The organism is Curvibacter lanceolatus ATCC 14669 (assembly GCF_000381265.1).
Classification (GTDB): domain Bacteria; phylum Pseudomonadota; class Gammaproteobacteria; order Burkholderiales; family Burkholderiaceae_C; genus Curvibacter; species Curvibacter lanceolatus.
This window is the reverse complement of record NZ_KB906261.1, coordinates 154510-170596: the sequence shown is the minus strand read 5'-3', so window position 1 is coordinate 170596 and position 16087 is coordinate 154510. Positions and strand designations below refer to the sequence as shown.

The window sequence follows — 16087 nt, the reverse complement described above, 5'->3', positions numbered from 1 at the left end:
TGGGTTTGGGGGCGGCTGTGTTTGCTGTGCTGCTCTGGATGGGGTGGCGCCAGGCGCCGGAGTCCTGGTCTGACGCGGCCGGGGCTTCTGGGCAGGCGTCGCCGGTTGATCAGGTGTCTCGGGGTGCTTATCTGGCCAGGGCGGGGAATTGCGTGGCTTGTCATACGGCGCAAGGCGGCAGGCCTTTTGCCGGAGGGCGGGCGATCGAGACGCCGTTCGGGCGGGTGTACTCCAGCAATTTGACCTCCGACCCGGCCACGGGGCTGGGGCGTTGGACGGAGGGGGACTTCTGGCAAGCCCTGCACCATGGCCGCTCCCGCGACGGACGGTTGTTGAATCCCGCATTTCCGTATGTCGAATACAGCCGTGTCACGCCTGAGGATGCGAAAGCCTTGTGGGCATTCTTGAGAACAGTCCCGCCAGTCGCTCGTGAAAATACGGCCCAAGAACTGGCCTGGCCGTATCGCACGCAATGGGCGCTGGCATTCTGGCGCGGCTTGTATTTCCGTCCCGCAGTCTGGCAGGATGCGCCCGATCAAAGCCCATCGTGGAATCGGGGTGCCTACTTGGTGCAAGGGCTGGGGCATTGCGCTGCCTGCCACACCCCGCGTGACGCCCTTGGGGGCTATCGGCCGGGTGCTGAATTTGGAGGGTATCACCTGCCTGGGCAGGGTTGGTATGCGCCATCCCTCAAGGATCTCGGTCAGGCCGGGTTGGATGCTGCGAGCCGAGAGGAGTGGGTGAGGGTGCTCAAATCGGGTGTTGGGGCGGCGGCTGTCGTGACCGGACCCATGGCTGAGGTGGTCTCGCAAAGTACGCAATACCTCAGTCTGGAAGACTTGCGTGCCATGGCGTTCTACCTGGCCTCATCTTCTGATGCTCCAGGTCGTGCTGCAGTGGCGGAGGGTGCGCGGGGTGCGGCGGCTTCGGCCGGACCGTCGGGGGTGGGGGCTCAACTCTACGAGCGGCATTGCTCATCCTGTCATGGCGAACAAGGGCAGGGGGTGCTGGGAGCCTATCCCCCGCTGGCGGGCAATCGGTCTGTGCTCATGGTGCAAACCGGCAATCTCGTTCGCATGGTGCTGGAGGGTGGGTATGCACCCAGTACCGCGGACAACCCCCGGCCGCATGGCATGCCGCCTTTCCGCCTGGTCTTGCGTGACGATGAGGTGGCGGCCGTGTTGTCCTATGTGCGCAATGCCTGGGGGAACTCTGCGCCACCGATCGTGCCCCTGGATGTTCTTCGTGATGGTGCATCCGCGCATTGAAAAGCGAAGCCTGATCTGAGGCAGGCAAGGGTTTGCGCTACCATGCCGGCCAGACTGGGGGTGCTGATGTCAGAGTGGTTTGTGGTTTGTCTGTGTGCCGGCTGGTGTGGGGTCTGCAAGGAATACTCGGCGGGGTTTCGTGTGCTGGCGTCGCGCCACCCGGAGGCGGCCTTTCATTGGGTTGATATTGAGGACGAGGCGGACGTCATGGGTGATGTGGATGTGGAGACCTTTCCCACCTTGCTGATCGCCTGCGGTGCCGATGTGCATCATTTTGGCGCTATGCCCCCTCAGCCCGAGGTGCTGGCTCGTTTACTGAGTGGTTTTCAGGCTGAGCCGGGGCGGGTTCCCAGGGTGGATGCGGAGGCCAAGGCCTTGTGGCATCGGGTTCGTGGGGTGCTGGGGCCCGACACGGCGTGCGCCGATCCCACCTGATGCAAAAACTAAAGCCGAAACCTTTGCAAATCAACACTTTAGACGTTACAATAAGGGCTTCACGACCAAACGGGCGGGTAATTACCGCCCGTTTTTTTTGGTTAATCGTTTTTGGTGTGGTGCTTGCGCCCTGGTGTCAACCGGGCTCTGGGCGCCACTTACCACCTCTTAACAGGTTGCATCCGGATCAACGTGGCGCTACAGCAAACCGTCGAACAAACCGTAACTGGACTGGGTTATGACCTCGTGGAGATCGAGCGCTCCGCATCGGGCTTGCTACGCATCACCATCGATCTGCCCTGGTCACCCGAAGCCGCATCTCAGCCGCCCGTCTATGTCACGGTCGAAGATTGCGAAAAAGTCACTCGCCAACTGCAATTCGCTCTTGAAGTCGAAGATGTGGACTATCGGCGTCTCGAGGTCTCCTCCCCCGGCCTGGACCGGCCTTTGCGCAACGAACAGGACTTCGTGCGTTTTGCGGGCGAGATCATCGACATCACCCTGAAAAGCCCGATGGGCGCCGCAGCCGGCGGCCTGGTCAGCGCCAATCGCAAGAAATTTCGCGGCACGCTTGAACGTGTCGAATCTGCCGAAGCACCGGCCCAATGGCAAATCGTCTGGCGTGATGAGCCGGCCGTCAAGCCCGGGCAGAAGATCAGCAAGAAGCGCGTGCCTGCGCCCTTGCAGGTGCTTGGTTTCACGCTGGATGAGCTTCGCGAAGCCCGTCTGGCCCCCATTGTCGATTTCAAAGGGCGCGCTTCTTCTCAGGAAGCGCCGTCTGCTTGAACGGGTGGTTGGCCGAGCGATCTGCCAACACCCCCATTGCATCGTTTTGGATAGGAGAGTCGTGACATGAATCGCGAATTGTTGATGTTGGTCGAAGCCATCTCGCGCGAAAAGAATGTGGAGCGTGATGTGGTCTTTGGTGCCGTCGAATCGGCACTGGCCCAGGCTACCAAGAAGCTCTACGAGGGCGAGGTGGACATTCGCGTGGCGATTGACCGCGACACGGGCAATTACGAGACCTTCCGCCGCTGGCACGTGGTGCCCGATGAAGCCGGTCTGCAACTGCCTGACCAGGAAATCCTGCTGTTTGAAGCCAAGGAACAGATTGCGGACATCGAGCTCGACGAGTACATCGAAGAGTCCGTTCCTTCGGTGCCCATCGGCCGCATTGGCGCCATGGCGGCCAAGCAGGTCATTCTGCAGAAGATCCGTGACGCCGAGCGCGAGATGCTGCTCAACGATTTCATGTCGCGCGGCGACAAGATCTTTGTCGGCACGGTCAAGCGCATGGACAAGGGCGACATCATCGTCGAGTCGGGCCGTGTCGAAGGCCGTCTACGTCGTGGCGAGATGATCCCCAAGGAAAACCTTCGCAACGGCGACCGCGTCCGCGCCATGATCATGGAAGTCGATCTGACCTTGCGTGGGGCTCCGATCGTGCTGTCGCGTTCCGCGCCTGAGTTCATGATCGAGTTGTTCCGCCAGGAAGTGCCTGAAATCGAGCAAGGTCTGCTCGAAATCAAGTCCTGTGCCCGTGATGCCGGCTCCCGCGCCAAGATCGCCGTGTTGTCGCACGACAAGCGCGTGGACCCGATCGGCACCTGTGTCGGCGTGCGTGGTACCCGCGTTAACGGAGTCACCAACGAGTTGGCTGGTGAGCGTGTCGACATTGTGTTGTGGAGCGAAGACCCGGCCCAGTTCGTGATCGGTGCCCTGGCCCCGGCCAACGTGCAGTCCATCGTGGTGGACGAAGAAAAGCACGCCATGGACGTGGTGGTGGACGAAGAGAACCTCGCCATCGCCATCGGCCGCGGCGGCCAGAACGTGCGCTTGGCCTCTGACCTGACGGGTTGGAAGATCAACATCATGGATGCGGCCGAATCGGCTCAGAAGCAAGCCAATGAAACACAGGCCACGCGCCAGTTGTTCATGGAAAAGCTCGATGTCGACGAGGAAATCGCCGAGATCCTGATTTCCGAAGGCTTCACCAGCCTCGAAGAAGTGGCCTATGTGCCGATCCAGGAAATGCTGGAGATCGAAAGCTTCGACGAAGACACGGTGAACGAACTGCGTTCGCGGGCCAAGGATGCTCTGCTGACCATGGAAATCGCTCGGGAAGAGAGCGTTGACGAAGTTTCCCAGGACTTGCGTGATCTCGAGGGCCTCAGCCCCGAACTGATCGGCAAGCTGGCAGCTGGCGGGGTCCATACCCGCGACGAACTGGCGGATCTGGCGGTGGATGAACTCACCGACATCACCGGCCAGACCCCTGAAGAAGCCACGGCTTTGATCATGAAGGCACGCGAACATTGGTTCGCGGGTCAAGAGTAATGGTCATGGAGGCAAGAACCAAATATGTCCAGTACCACTGTCGCCGAGTTCGCTAACGAGCTCAAGAAGTCCCCTGAAACCCTGCTCGAGCAGCTTCGCACGGCGGGCGTTTCCAAGCGCTCCTCTTCCGACAATCTGACCGAGTCCGACAAGCAGCAGCTGTTGAGTTTTCTGCAAGCTAGCCACGGCACGACTGCCGTGGACCGCAAGAAGATCACGCTCGTGAAGAAGTCGACCAGCGAAATCAAGCAAGCCGATGCCACTGGCAAGGCCCGCACCATTCAGGTGGAAGTGCGCAAGAAGCGCACCTTCATCCAGCGCGAGGAAGACGTGCGCCCTGAATCTGCCGCCGTGGTCGAGCAGGACGTGCCGCCCACCGCTGCTGAAACGGCCCACAACGCCGACTTGAGCCGCCGTGAGGAAGAAGCCCGCCGCCAGGCCGAGCAGATCCGTGACCAGGAAACCGAGTTGGCGGCCAAGCGCCGTGAGCGCGAAGAGCTGGAGCGCCGTGAGCGCGAAGCCGAAGAACGCGCCGCCGCCTACGCAGCCCAGGAAGAAGCCCGCCGGGCCCAGGCCATGGCTGAAAAGGAAGTGGCCAGCAAGGAGCAGGCCGAAGCCGCTGCTGCCGTGCGTGCCGCTGCTGCTGCTGCACGTGAAAAGGCCGAGTCCGAGTCCCGTGCCCGAGCCCAGGAAGAGGCCACCCGCGCCGCCGACCTGAGCGAACGTCGCCGCAAGGCCGAGGCCGAGGCTGCTGCCATCCGCTCGATGATGGCCACCCCCAAGAAGGTTCTCGTGGCCAAGAAGCCCGAAGAGCCGAAGCCCGTGGTCAAGCCTGGCGATGCCAAGGCTGGCGTCAAGGGCACTCTGCACAAGCCTGCCGGTACCCCGGGAGCAGGTGCAGGCACCCGCACAGCCAATGCTCCGGCACCTGCAGCAGGTCCTGGTGGCAACAAGGAAGTCAAGTCGGCCAAGCTGTCCTCCAGCTGGGCGGGCGATCCGGCCAAGAAGAAGGAAATCAAGACCCGCGGCGACAGCAGTGGTGGCGTGGGCCGCAACAGTTGGCGCAGTGGTCCGCGTGGCCGCCGTGGCAACGACCGCGACCACCGTGAAGACCAGCAGCAACAGGCACCGGCCGAAGCACGTGTGATCGAAGTGCACGTGCCCGAAACCATCACCGTGGCCGAATTGGCCCACAAGATGGCGGTCAAGGCCTCCGAGGTGATCAAGCACCTGATGAAGCTGGGTCAGATGGTCACCATCAACCAGCCGTTGGACCAGGACACCGCGATGATCGTGGTCGAGGAAATGGGTCACAAGGCCATCGTGGCCGCACTGGATGACCCGGAAGCCTTCACCGACGAAGACGTGGCAGCCCAGGACGCCGAGCAACTGCCTCGTGCCCCGGTCGTGACCGTGATGGGTCACGTCGACCACGGCAAGACCTCGCTGCTGGATTACATCCGCCGCACCAAGGTGGCCTCTGGCGAAGCCGGTGGCATCACCCAGCACATTGGTGCCTACCACGTGGAAACCCCGCGCGGCATGGTGTCCTTCCTGGATACCCCGGGTCACGAGGCCTTCACGGCCATGCGTGCCCGTGGCGCCCAAGCCACCGACATCGTCATCCTGGTGGTGGCGGCCGACGACGGCGTGATGCCGCAGACCAAGGAAGCCATCAAGCACGCCAAGGCTGCGGGTGTGCCCATCGTGGTGGCCATCAACAAGATCGACAAGCCCGACGCCAACCTGGAGCGCGTGAAGAGCGAGCTGGTGGCCGAAGAGGTCGTGCCTGAAGAGTTCGGCGGCGAGTCTCCCTTTGTGCCAGTGTCGGCCAAGATGGGCACGGGCATCGACGAACTGCTCGAACAGGTGCTGCTGCAGGCTGAAGTGCTGGAGCTCAAGGCCCCGGTCGACGCCAACGCCAAGGGCCTGGTGATCGAAGCCAAGCTCGACAAGGGCCGCGGCCCGGTGGCGACCGTGCTGGTTCAGTCCGGTACGCTCAAGACTGGCGACGTGGTGCTGGCAGGCCAGACCTACGGCCGTGTGCGTGCCATGCTCGACGAAGCGGGTCGCACCATCAAGTCGGCTGGCCCGTCGATCCCGGTGGAAATCCAGGGTCTGACCGAAGTGCCCCAGGCCGGTGATGAATTCATGGTGCTCACGGATGAACGCCGTGCCCGTGAAATCGCCACCTACCGTGCTGGCAAGTTCCGCAACACCAAGCTGGCCAAGCAACAGGCCGCCAAGCTGGAGAACATGTTCTCCGACATGTCGGCTGGCGAAGTCAAGACCTTGCCGATCATCATCAAGGCCGACGTGCAGGGTTCGCAGGAAGCTCTGGCTGCCTCGCTGCTCAAGCTGTCCACCGACGAAGTCAAGGTGCAACTGGTCTACGCCGCTGTGGGCGCGATCAGCGAATCCGACATCAACCTGGCCATCGCTTCGAAGGCCATCGTGATCGGCTTCAACGTGCGTGCCGATGCCGGTGCCCGCAAGACGGCTGAAGGCAACTCGGTCGACATCCATTACTACAACATCATTTACGACGCCGTCGATGAGTTGAAGGCTGCGATGTCGGGCATGCTGACGCCGGACAAGAAGGAAGAAGTCATCGGTACGGCCGAAATCCGCACCGTGTTCGTTGCCTCCAAGATCGGCACCGTGGCTGGCTGTATGGTCACCTCCGGCATGGTCAACCGCTCGGCACGCTTCCGTCTGCTGCGCGACAACGTGGTCATCTACACCGGCGAGCTCGAGTCCCTCAAGCGCGTCAAGGACGATGTCCGCGAAGTCAAGGAAGGCTTCGAGTGCGGTATCAAGCTCAAGAACTACAACGACATCTCCGTGGGCGACCAGCTGGAGTTCTTCGAGATCAAGGAAATCGCCCGCACGCTGTGAGCGTGAGGCGACGACCCGAGCAAGACGATGGTACGCAAGGCATCCAGCACCCCCAACCGCAGCTTCAAGGTGGCCGATCAGATCCAGCGTGATCTGACCGAGCTGATCGCGCGCGAACTCAAAGATCCGCGCGTCGGCATGGTCACCCTCCAGTCTGTGGAGGTGACGCCCGACTATGCGCACGCCAAGGTGTATTTCAGTCTCCTGATCGGGGACCCGAAAGAAACCGAGGAAGCGCTGAACCAGGCCGCCGGCTTCCTGCGCAACGGCCTGTTCAAGCGTCTGCACATTCACACTGTGCCGACGCTTCATTTCCACTTCGACCGCACCACCGAGCGTGCGGCCGACATGAACGCCTTGATTGCCAAGGCGGTCTCTTCTCGCGCGAAAGACGACTGAGCCCATGAACGCGCCACGCACAAGGGTGCAACGGCGCCCTGTGCATGGGGTGTTGTTGCTCGACAAACCGCTCGGACTCTCGAGCAACAATGCTTTGCAGAAGGCCAAATGGCTGCTGCGCGCCGAAAAAGCGGGCCACACCGGCACGCTCGATCCTTTGGCGACTGGGGTGCTGCCGCTGTGCTTTGGTGCCGCCACCAAGTTCAGCCAGCTCCACCTGGATGCCGACAAGACCTATGTGGCTGTGGCCCGGCTGGGCCAGCGAAGCAGCACGGGCGACCGTGAGGGCGACATCATCGAGACTCGTGAGGTGGATCCTGCCTGCCTCAGCCCCGAGTCTCTGGCTGTGGTCCGTGAGCGCTTTCTGGGGCCGATCCGTCAGGTGCCGCCCATGCACAGCGCCTTGAAGAAAGACGGCAAGGCCTTGTACGAATATGCCCGCGAGGGCATCGATGTTGAGCGCCCGGCGCGTGATGTGACCATTTTTGAGCTGCAACTGACAGACGTTTCGGCAGAGCAGGGCTTTCCTGCCCTGCGCATCGAAGTCCGCTGCAGCAAGGGCACGTACATCCGCACCCTGGGCGAAGACATTGGTCAGGCGTTGGGCTGCGGGGCTTACCTTGTGTCCTTGCGTCGCACCGTGACCGGTGATTTCGACCAAAGCCGATGTGTCAGCCTGGAAGCGTTGGAAGCCCTGCCTGAGGGGGAACGCCTGGCCAGCCTGATGCCGGTACAGACCTTGCTGACGCATCACACCCGCGTCACGCTGGACAGTCAGAATGCGGGGCGATTTCTGAGCGGCATGCGCCGCCGAGGCGCCTGGGCCGATGCCAAGGCCGTGGCGGTGTTCGGTGATGAGCCGCCCGCTTTGCTGGGGGTGGGCCACACGTTGGCCGGTGAGCTGATCCCGGAGCGGCTGTTGAGCCCCATCGAGATCCAACAGATTCTTGAAAACATGGAACGAACCCACGGAAGCGAAGGCGACCGTACTGAGGAAACGAAATGAGCAAACAAATTCGAAACATCGCCATCATTGCCCACGTTGACCATGGCAAAACCACCATGGTTGACCAACTGCTGCGTCAGTCGGGCACCTTCGCGGAACACGAGAAGATCGTGGACACCGTGATGGACAACAACGCCATCGAAAAAGAACGTGGCATCACGATTCTGGCCAAGAACTGCGCTGTGAGCTGGGAAGGCACCCACATCAACATCGTCGACACCCCGGGCCACGCGGACTTCGGTGGTGAAGTTGAACGCGCTCTGTCGATGGTGGACGGTGTGGTGCTGCTGATCGACGCCCAAGAAGGCCCGATGCCGCAAACCCGTTTCGTGACCAAGAAGGCCCTGGCCCTGGGCCTGCGCCCGATCCTGGTGGTCAACAAGGTCGACAAGCCCGGTGCCAACCCGGACAAGGTTGTCAACGCTGCTTTCGACCTGTTCGACAAGCTGGGCGCGACCGACGAACAACTGGACTTCCCTGTCGTCTATGCCTCGGGCATCAACGGCTGGACCTCGCTGGAAGAAGGTGCTCCCGGCGAACAGTGGGGCCCCGACATGTCGGCCCTGTTCAACACCATCCTGAAGCACGTTCCGTCGCAAAAGGGTGACCCGAGCGCACCGCTGCAGCTGCAAATCTCGGCACTGGACTTCTCCACCTTCGTGGGCCGCATCGGCGTGGGCCGCATCAGCCAAGGCACGCTCAAGCCCATGAGCGACGTGCTGGTCATGGAAGGTCCGGATGGCAAGGCCATCAAGGGCCGTGTCAACCAGGTGCTGACCTTCCAAGGCCTGGACCGCGTCCAGTCCACCGAAGCCGGCCCGGGTGAAATCGTGCTGATCAACGGCATCGCCGACATCGGTATCGGCGTCACCGTGACCGACGTGAACAACCCGGCTCCGCTGCCCATGCTGAAGGTTGACGAGCCAACCCTGACCATGAACTTCTGCGTCAACACCTCGCCGCTGGCCGGCCGTGAAGGCAAGTTTGTGACCAGCCGTCAGATCTGGGACCGCCTGCAAAAGGAACTGCAACACAACGTGGCCCTGCGCGTGAAGGAAACTGACGAAGAAGGTATCTTCGAAGTCATGGGTCGCGGCGAACTGCACTTGACCATCCTGCTGGAAAACATGCGCCGTGAAGGCTACGAAATGGCCGTTTCCAAGCCGCGCGTGGTGTTCCGCGACATCGACGGCGTGCGCTACGAGCCGATCGAGCTGGTGACAGCCGACATCGAAGAAGGCCACCAAGGTGGCGTGATGCAAGCCCTGGGCGAGCGCAAGGGCGAGCTGGTCAACATGGAACCCGATGGCCGTGGTCGCGTCCGTCTGGAGTACCGCATCCCGGCCCGTGGCCTGATCGGTTTCACCAACGAATTCCTGAACCTGACCCGTGGCTCTGGCCTGATCAGCAACATCTTCGACAGCTACGAACCCCACAAGGGTGAGATCGGCGGCCGCAAGAACGGCGTGCTGATTTCCATGGACGACGGTGAAATCTTCACCTACGCCCTGGGCAAGCTGGACGACCGTGGCCGCATGTTCGTGAAGGCCAACGATCCGGTGTACGAAGGCATGATCGTCGGCATCCACAGCCGTGACAACGATCTGGTGGTCAACGCCACCCGCACCAAGCAGCTGACCAACTTCCGCGTGAGCGGCAAGGAAGACGCCATCAAGATCACGCCCCCGATCGAACTGACGCTGGAATACGGCGTTGAATTCATCGAGGACGACGAGTTGGTCGAAATCACACCCAAGTCGGTGCGTCTGCGCAAGCGCCACCTGAAGGAACAGGACCGCAAGCGCGCCAGCCGTTCTTGAGATGGATCATCTCTGCCTGGCCTGCGTTCATGTAATGCAGGCGGGTGCAGAGGAGAAAAAGGGGCCTTGGGCCCCTTTTGTTTTTTGGGCGGACTCAGCCGTCCAGAAGCGATGGCTTCGCCGCTGCTTACTTGACCCGCTGTTTCTCCAGCTTGCGGGCCAGGGTGCGGCGGTGCATGCCTAGGCGGCGAGCTGTTTCGGAGATGTTGAAGCCCGTCTCGGCCAGGGTTTCGTGAATGCGTTCCCACTCCAGGGTCTTGATCGAAGTGGAGCGATTGGTCAGCTCCACCTCGGTGCTGCCGGCCACATGGCCGAAAGCGGCCTCGATGTCGTCGGTGTTGGAGGGCTTTGCCAGGTAGTGGCAGGCGCCCAGCTTGATGGCTTCCACTGCGGTGGCGATGCTGGCAAAACCGGTCAGCACCACGATCAAGGCCTCGGGCACCTGTTGGTGCAATTGCTGCACACAGGCCAGGCCAGTGGCATCGCCGTTGAGCTTGAGGTCGATTACTGCGTAGGCCGGCTGGTGCTCCTTCAGCAGGGCCTGCATTTCCTGCAGCGTGCTGGCGTGCAAGGTGCGGTAGCCACGGCGCTCAAACGATCGGCCCAGGGTGCGCGCAAATGCGGCATCGTCTTCGACGATCAATAGCAGACGTTCAGCTTCCATGGCCGCTATTGTCGTCGAGTGTGATGGCCCGCAAGGGCAATCTCAGGGTGACAACCGCGCCCCCGTCAGGGCGATTTTCAGCCCGTACGGTGCCGCCCAGCGTGCGGGCCACGTTGAAGACCAGAAACAGCCCCAATCCGCCGCCCTGGCGCCCTTTGGTGGACTGGTAAGGTTTGCCGATCTGGCGCAGAACCTCGGCCGCAAAGCCGGGCCCCCGGTCTGTCACCTGCAGGGTCAGCCAGTCGTCGTCACTGTGTGCGCTCATCCGCACCCAGGCGGGCGAAGCCTCCTGGGCGTTGTCCAGCACATTGCAGATCATCTGGCGCAGGGTGGTGTCGGCCGCCAGGGGCAGGTCGGTTTTCAGCTTCAGTTCAAATTCAAATTGCCCCAGTTCGCGTGTGCCGCGCCATTGCGTCACCACCTGCTCCAAAAACGCCTGCAGGGTGCTGCGCTCCGCCCCTTCGCCGCGGGCCTCGCCGGCCGACATCAGGATGCCCGTGACGATGGCCTTGCAGCGTGCCAGTTCGCCTTGCATGTCGGTCAGCTCGTCGAGCATCTCGGGGTTCTGGCGAAACAGGGGCATGCGCCGCCAGTCTCCGAGGATCACCGCCAGTGTGGACAAGGGGGTGCCCAGCTCATGGGCCGCGCCCGAGGCCAGCAGCCCCATGCGGATGATGTGCTCCTGTTCGGCTGCCTGCTGCCTCAGGTTGGCCAGACGGGCATCGCGCAGGCGCAGGTTGTCCTGGATGCGGGTCATGAAGACCACCAGCAAGGCCGCGTTGAGCATGAAGCACAGCAGCAGGCCCAGCACATAGAAGCTGGCCAGGCCCCGGTCGTGGTCCAGCGGCAGGTCCAGCGGCCGGGCCAGCAGGGCCAGGGCCGCCACACACAGCGTGCACACCACCACCATCGCCCAGGTGGACCAGGCCTCCAGCAGCATGGCACACAGCGCGATCTGCAGCAGGTACAAGAAGACAAAGGGGTTGGTGGTGCCCCCGCTCAGGTACAGCTGCAGCGTGAGGGCCGCCACGTCCACGCTCAGGGCCAGCAGCAGCTCGTGGTTGCCCACATTGCGCTGTTCATGCCAGCGCAGGTGGCTGGCGATGTTGAAGCCGATCAGGCAGGCCAGCACCTCTACCATCTGCGGCATGGGCAGATGGATGTCCAGCATCAGCTTGGCGACGGCGATGGTGGCAATCTGGCCTGCCACCGCAAACCAGCGCAGCTGGATCAGCAGCAGCATGTTGCGGTGCCCGGTCAGGTGGTCCAGCCGGGATTGCTCGGTGCTTTTCATGGGGCGGCGCTTCAGGGTTTCAGGGGCGGGTTCAAACGGCCCGCCACACCATGGGCGCGGCAGACTGTCAGATGGGGTAGGGCTTTTGGCGCCAGGCGTAGACCATGGCACCGGCCACCATCAGGGCCAGGGCGTACCAGGTCAGCGCATACACCAGGTGGTTGTTGGTGAAATTCACCACCGTCAGTCCAGCCACGGGTTGTTGCGGCTGTCCGGGCTTGGCATCCTCGCCGGCGCCGGATTGTCCCAGATCGCCGGCGCTGGCGTCGGCATCGATGAAATAGGGGGCTGCGGCGCTCAGGCCATGGGCCTGGGCCAGGGCCTGCACATCGCGGGAGTACCAGCGTTGCGCGCTCGGGTCGTTGTGGCGCAGGAAGCCGCCGCCGGGTTCGCTCAGGCGCAACAGTCCTTGCACCTCAACCTCTGTGGCCGGGGTTTCTGCCACCGGGGCGCGCTGCGGTACAAAGCCGCGGTTGACGAAGACCACTTCGCCGCCCGCAGTGCGCAAGGGGGTTAGCACCCAGAAGCCGGCACCGCGCACGGTCGAGGCCTGCACCAGGCTGGTCTTGTCATATAGAAATTGCCCGCGCAGGCTGACGTGGCGGTATTCATCGCTGCGGGCGGTGATCTGGGGCCACTGCGCCGGGCCAGGGGCTGGGGTGGCGGGGGCGTGAACGCGTTGCTCGACGCGCTCGATCAGGTCCAGCTTCCAGCCCAGGCGTTGCACCTGCCAGCTGCCCAGAGCCAGAAACAAGACCATCAGCAGCACCCCCGCCAGCATCAGCACCACCTGCAGCCCGCGTGAGCGGCGCCGTGGTTCAGCCAGGGAGGGGGGCGCTGCCGTCGGGCTCATGGCAGGTTGCGCATCTCATGTGCCGAGGTCGGCATCATGTTGTGGTTGAGGTGGAACATCACCCACAGCGAGCCGGCCAGGGTGATCACCACCAGCATGGTCGTGAAGATCAGGGCCAGCATGGTCCAGCCGCCTTCCGAGCGGGTGTTCATGTGCAGGAAGTACACCATGTGCACCACGATCTGGACGGCCGCAAAGCCCAGGATCACCATGGCGGTGGTGCTGGAGCTGCCGAAGGTCTTGCCCATCACCAGCCAGAAGGGGATGGCGGTCAGGATCACCGACAGGATGAAGCCAGTGGCGTAGCTCTTCAGGCTGCCATGGTCATGGCCGCCGTGTTCATCATGACCGTGGTCGTGACCATGTTCGTCATCGTGGCCATGGTCGGCGTGGTCGTTGTGGTGGTGTGCGGTCATGGCAGGACTCCCATCAGGTACACGAAGGTGAAGACGCCGATCCAGACGACGTCCAAGAAGTGCCAGAACATCGACAGGCATTGCAGACGGCGGCGGTTGGCGGCGTTGAGGCCGTGGCGCTTCAGTTGGAACACCAGCGTCACCAGCCACACCAGGCCAAAGCTGACGTGCAGGCCGTGGGTGCCCACGAGCGTGAAGAAGGACGACAGGAAGGCGCTGCGCTGCGGGCCCGCGCCTTCATGGATCAGGTGGGCGAACTCATACAGTTCCAGGCTGATGAAGCCTGCACCGAGCACGCCCGTGACCAGCAACCAGGCGATGGTGCTGTTGAGCCGCTTCTTCTGCATTTCCAGCATGGCAAAGCCATAGGTGATGGACGACAGCAGCAGCAGCGAGGTGTTCACCGCCACCAGGGGCAGGTCGAACAGCTCGGCGCCCGAAGGGCCGGCCGCGTAGCTGCGGCCCAGCACCGCGTAGGTGGCAAACAGGCAGGCAAAGATGAGGCAGTCGCTCATCAGGTAGAGCCAGAAGCCCAGCAGCGTGCCGTTCTCCGGGTGGTGCTCCAGCACGTAGTAGCGCGAGCTCGGGTTCGAGCCCGCCGATGCGCCGGCCAGGCCGGCAGAGGCGGTGTGTGACTTAGACATGGGCGGTGGCCAGTTGACGGGTACGGGCTGCTTCAACACGCCCGACCTGGTCGGCCGGGATGTAGAAGTCGCGCTTGTAGTTGAAGGTGTGGACGATGATGGCGACCAGCGTGGCCACAAAGCCCAGGCCAGCCAGCAGCCACATCTGCCAGATCAGTCCGAACGCCATGGCGGCACTCAGTGCGGCGATGATGAAGCCGGCTGCCGTGTTCTTGGGCATGTGGATGGCCACAAAGCCTTGTTGCGGACGCTGGTAGCCATTCTTCTTCATGTCGTCCCAGGCGTCGTTGTCATGCACCACGGGGGTGAAGGCAAAGTTGTAGTCGGGCGGTGGCGACGAGGTCGACCACTCCAGGGTACGGGCATTCCACGGGTCGCCCGTGGTGTCGCGCAATTGGTCGCGGCGCAGGTAGCTCACCACCAGCTGGATGATGAAGCTGCCGATGCCCAGGGCGATCAGCACGGCGCCCAAGGCGGCCACCTGGAACCAGATCTGCAGCGACGGGTCTTCGAAGTGGCTCAGACGACGGGTCACGCCCATCAGACCCAGCACGTACAGCGGCATGAAGGCCAGGTAGAAGCCGATCAGCCAGAACCAGAACGAGCACTTGCCCCAGAACGAGTCCAGCTTGTAGCCAAAGGCCTTGGGGAACCAGAAGTTGATGGCGGCAAACACGGCAAACACCACGCCGCCAATGATCACGTTGTGGAAGTGGGCGATCAGGAACAGCGAGTTGTGCAGCACGAAGTCAGCCGGGGGCACGGCCAGCAGCACGCCGGTCATGCCACCGATGACGAAGGTCACCATGAAACCGATGGTCCACAGCATGGGCACCTCGAAGCGGATGCGGCCCTTGTACATGGTGAACAGCCAGTTGAAGATCTTGGCCCCGGTCGGGATCGAGATGATCATCGTGGTGATGCCGAAGAACGAGTTCACGCTCGCCCCCGAACCCATGGTGAAGAAGTGGTGCAGCCACACCAGGTACGACAGGATGGTGATCACCACGGTGGCATAGACCATCGAGGTGTAGCCGAACAGGCGCTTGCCGCAGAAGGTCGACACGATTTCAGAGTACACGCCGAAGCAAGGCAGCACCAGGATGTAGACCTCAGGGTGACCCCAGATCCAGATCAGGTTCACGTACATCATGGCGTTGCCGCCCAGGTCGTTGCTGAAGAAATTGGTGCCGACATAGCGGTCCAGCGACAGCAGGGCCAGCACGGCGGTCAGCACCGGGAAGGCAGCCACGATCAGCACGTTGGTGCACAGGGCGGTCCAGGTGAACACCGGCATCTTCATCAGGGTCATGCCGGGCGCGCGCATCTTCACGATGGTGGCGATCAGGTTGACCCCTGACAGCAGCGTGCCCACCCCCGCAATCTGCAGAGACCAGATGTAGTAATCCACCCCCACGTCCGGGCTGCCCAGGATGCCCGACAGCGGCGGGTAGGCCAGCCAGCCGGTGCGGGCGAACTCGCCCACGAACAGCGAGGCCATCACCAGCACGGCGCCGAAGGTGGTCATCCAGAAGCTGAAGTTGTTCAGGAAGGGGAAGGACACGTCGCGCGCACCGATCTGCATGGGCACGATGTAGTTCATCAGGCCGGTCACGAAAGGCATGGCGACGAAGAAGATCATGATCACGCCGTGCGCCGTGAACACCTGGTCGTAGTGGTGCGGCGGCAGGAAGCCGGTGGCGTCACCAAACGACAGGGCCTGCTGCGCGCGCATCATCAGCGCGTCGGCAAAGCCACGCAGCAGCATGACGATGCCCAGGATCATGTACATGATGCCGATGCGCTTGTGGTCGATGCTGGTGATCCAGTCGCGCCACAGCGGGCCCCACAGGCGGAACTTGGTCAGCAGGGCCAGCACGGCCAGGCCACCGAGCGCCACCATGATGAAGGTGCCCAGCAGAATGGGTTCGTGGAACGGGATGGCGTCCCAGGAGAGACGGCCAAAGATAAGCTTCGTCAGGTCAAGATGTTCGAGCATGGTCAGTCTCGCGGGGAAAGGGTAGGGGAGCCGTGTGCGGCCAGGCCGCAGGCA

Annotated in this window: 14 protein-coding genes; 8 read left to right on the top strand and 6 right to left on the bottom strand. The window is 62.6% G+C overall.

The window, feature by feature from the left end; all coding sequences use genetic code 11:
* The first annotated feature begins 17 nt into the window (after window positions 1–17).
* From F624_RS0117180 to typA, 8 genes are all read left to right on the top strand, one after another.
* Window positions 18–1268, top strand: a complete 1251-nt coding sequence (locus tag F624_RS0117180) for a cytochrome c (protein WP_245573662.1) — start codon at window positions 18–20, stop codon at window positions 1266–1268.
* A gap of 42 nt (window positions 1269–1310) precedes the next feature.
* Window positions 1311–1703 (top strand): thioredoxin family protein, encoded by a 393-nt coding sequence (locus F624_RS0117175; RefSeq protein ID WP_019575566.1) that lies wholly within the window; start codon window positions 1311–1313, stop codon window positions 1701–1703.
* A 192-nt stretch (window positions 1704–1895) separates the two neighbouring features.
* Window positions 1896–2489, top strand: coding sequence for a ribosome maturation factor RimP (gene rimP / locus F624_RS0117170; protein WP_031255347.1), 594 nt, complete (start codon window positions 1896–1898; stop codon window positions 2487–2489).
* Between the two features lie 66 nt (window positions 2490–2555).
* Complete coding sequence (gene nusA / locus F624_RS0117165; RefSeq protein ID WP_019575564.1) at window positions 2556–4040, top strand: transcription termination factor NusA; 1485 nt, start codon at window positions 2556–2558, stop codon at window positions 4038–4040.
* Window positions 4041–4064: 24 nt separating this feature from the next.
* Entirely contained in the window at window positions 4065–6938 is a 2874-nt protein-coding gene (gene infB, locus F624_RS0117160; RefSeq protein ID WP_019575563.1) for a translation initiation factor IF-2, read from the top strand.
* 27 nt (window positions 6939–6965) lie between these two features.
* Window positions 6966–7337, top strand: a complete 372-nt coding sequence (gene rbfA, locus F624_RS0117155) for a 30S ribosome-binding factor RbfA (protein ID WP_019575562.1) — start codon at window positions 6966–6968, stop codon at window positions 7335–7337.
* 4 nt (window positions 7338–7341) lie between these two features.
* Window positions 7342–8343, top strand: a complete 1002-nt coding sequence (gene truB / locus F624_RS0117150; protein WP_051107442.1) for a tRNA pseudouridine(55) synthase TruB — start codon at window positions 7342–7344, stop codon at window positions 8341–8343.
* Window positions 8340–10163 (top strand): translational GTPase TypA, encoded by a 1824-nt coding sequence (typA, locus tag F624_RS0117145; protein ID WP_019575560.1) that lies wholly within the window; start codon window positions 8340–8342, stop codon window positions 10161–10163. Before truB ends, typA begins: the two co-directional genes overlap by 4 nt.
* 127 nt (window positions 10164–10290) lie before the next feature.
* Here typA and F624_RS0117140 read toward each other — a convergent pair whose 3' ends face one another.
* The 6 genes from F624_RS0117140 to cyoB all read right to left on the bottom strand — a co-directional run bounded on the left by F624_RS0117140 (window position 10291) and on the right by cyoB (window position 16033).
* The gene (locus F624_RS0117140) at window positions 10291–10827 is read right to left on the bottom strand and encodes a response regulator transcription factor (protein ID WP_019575559.1); all 537 of its coding nucleotides are present in this window, start codon (window positions 10825–10827) and stop codon (window positions 10291–10293) included.
* Window positions 10817–12121, bottom strand: coding sequence for an ATP-binding protein (locus F624_RS0117135; RefSeq protein ID WP_019575558.1), 1305 nt, complete (start codon window positions 12119–12121; stop codon window positions 10817–10819). The genes F624_RS0117140 and F624_RS0117135 overlap by 11 nt, the downstream gene beginning before the upstream one ends.
* A gap of 67 nt (window positions 12122–12188) precedes the next feature.
* On the bottom strand, window positions 12189–12974 hold the full coding sequence (locus F624_RS0117130; protein ID WP_019575557.1) for an SURF1 family protein: 786 nt from the start codon (window positions 12972–12974) through the stop codon (window positions 12189–12191).
* On the bottom strand, window positions 12971–13390 hold the full coding sequence (cyoD, locus tag F624_RS0117125) for a cytochrome o ubiquinol oxidase subunit IV (protein WP_019575556.1): 420 nt from the start codon (window positions 13388–13390) through the stop codon (window positions 12971–12973). The genes F624_RS0117130 and cyoD overlap by 4 nt, the downstream gene beginning before the upstream one ends.
* Window positions 13387–14034, bottom strand: coding sequence for a cytochrome o ubiquinol oxidase subunit III (cyoC, locus tag F624_RS0117120; protein ID WP_019575555.1), 648 nt, complete (start codon window positions 14032–14034; stop codon window positions 13387–13389). Before cyoC ends, cyoD begins: the two co-directional genes overlap by 4 nt.
* A complete protein-coding gene (gene cyoB, locus F624_RS0117115) occupies window positions 14027–16033 on the bottom strand; it encodes a cytochrome o ubiquinol oxidase subunit I (RefSeq protein ID WP_019575554.1) in 2007 nt (668 codons plus the stop codon). Before cyoB ends, cyoC begins: the two co-directional genes overlap by 8 nt.
* Window positions 16034–16087: the final 54 nt, after the last annotated feature.

Coding starts and splice junctions, on each gene's coding strand:
- F624_RS0117175 (WP_019575566.1), top strand. CDS start 1,311: ATGCCGGCCAGACTGGGGGTGCTGATGTCAGAGTGGTTTGTGGTTTGT.
- nusA (WP_019575564.1), top strand. CDS start 2,556: ATGAATCGCGAATTGTTGATGTTGGTCGAAGCCATCTCGCGCGAAAAG.
- infB (WP_019575563.1), top strand. CDS start 4,065: ATGTCCAGTACCACTGTCGCCGAGTTCGCTAACGAGCTCAAGAAGTCC.
- rbfA (WP_019575562.1), top strand. CDS start 6,966: ATGGTACGCAAGGCATCCAGCACCCCCAACCGCAGCTTCAAGGTGGCC.
- truB (WP_051107442.1), top strand. CDS start 7,342: ATGAACGCGCCACGCACAAGGGTGCAACGGCGCCCTGTGCATGGGGTG.
- typA (WP_019575560.1), top strand. CDS start 8,340: ATGAGCAAACAAATTCGAAACATCGCCATCATTGCCCACGTTGACCAT.
- F624_RS0117140 (WP_019575559.1), bottom strand. CDS start 10,827: ATGGAAGCTGAACGTCTGCTATTGATCGTCGAAGACGATGCCGCATTT.
- F624_RS0117135 (WP_019575558.1), bottom strand. CDS start 12,121: ATGAAAAGCACCGAGCAATCCCGGCTGGACCACCTGACCGGGCACCGC.
- F624_RS0117130 (WP_019575557.1), bottom strand. CDS start 12,974: ATGAGCCCGACGGCAGCGCCCCCCTCCCTGGCTGAACCACGGCGCCGC.
- cyoD (WP_019575556.1), bottom strand. CDS start 13,390: ATGACCGCACACCACCACAACGACCACGCCGACCATGGCCACGATGAC.
- cyoC (WP_019575555.1), bottom strand. CDS start 14,034: ATGTCTAAGTCACACACCGCCTCTGCCGGCCTGGCCGGCGCATCGGCG.
- cyoB (WP_019575554.1), bottom strand. CDS start 16,033: ATGCTCGAACATCTTGACCTGACGAAGCTTATCTTTGGCCGTCTCTCC.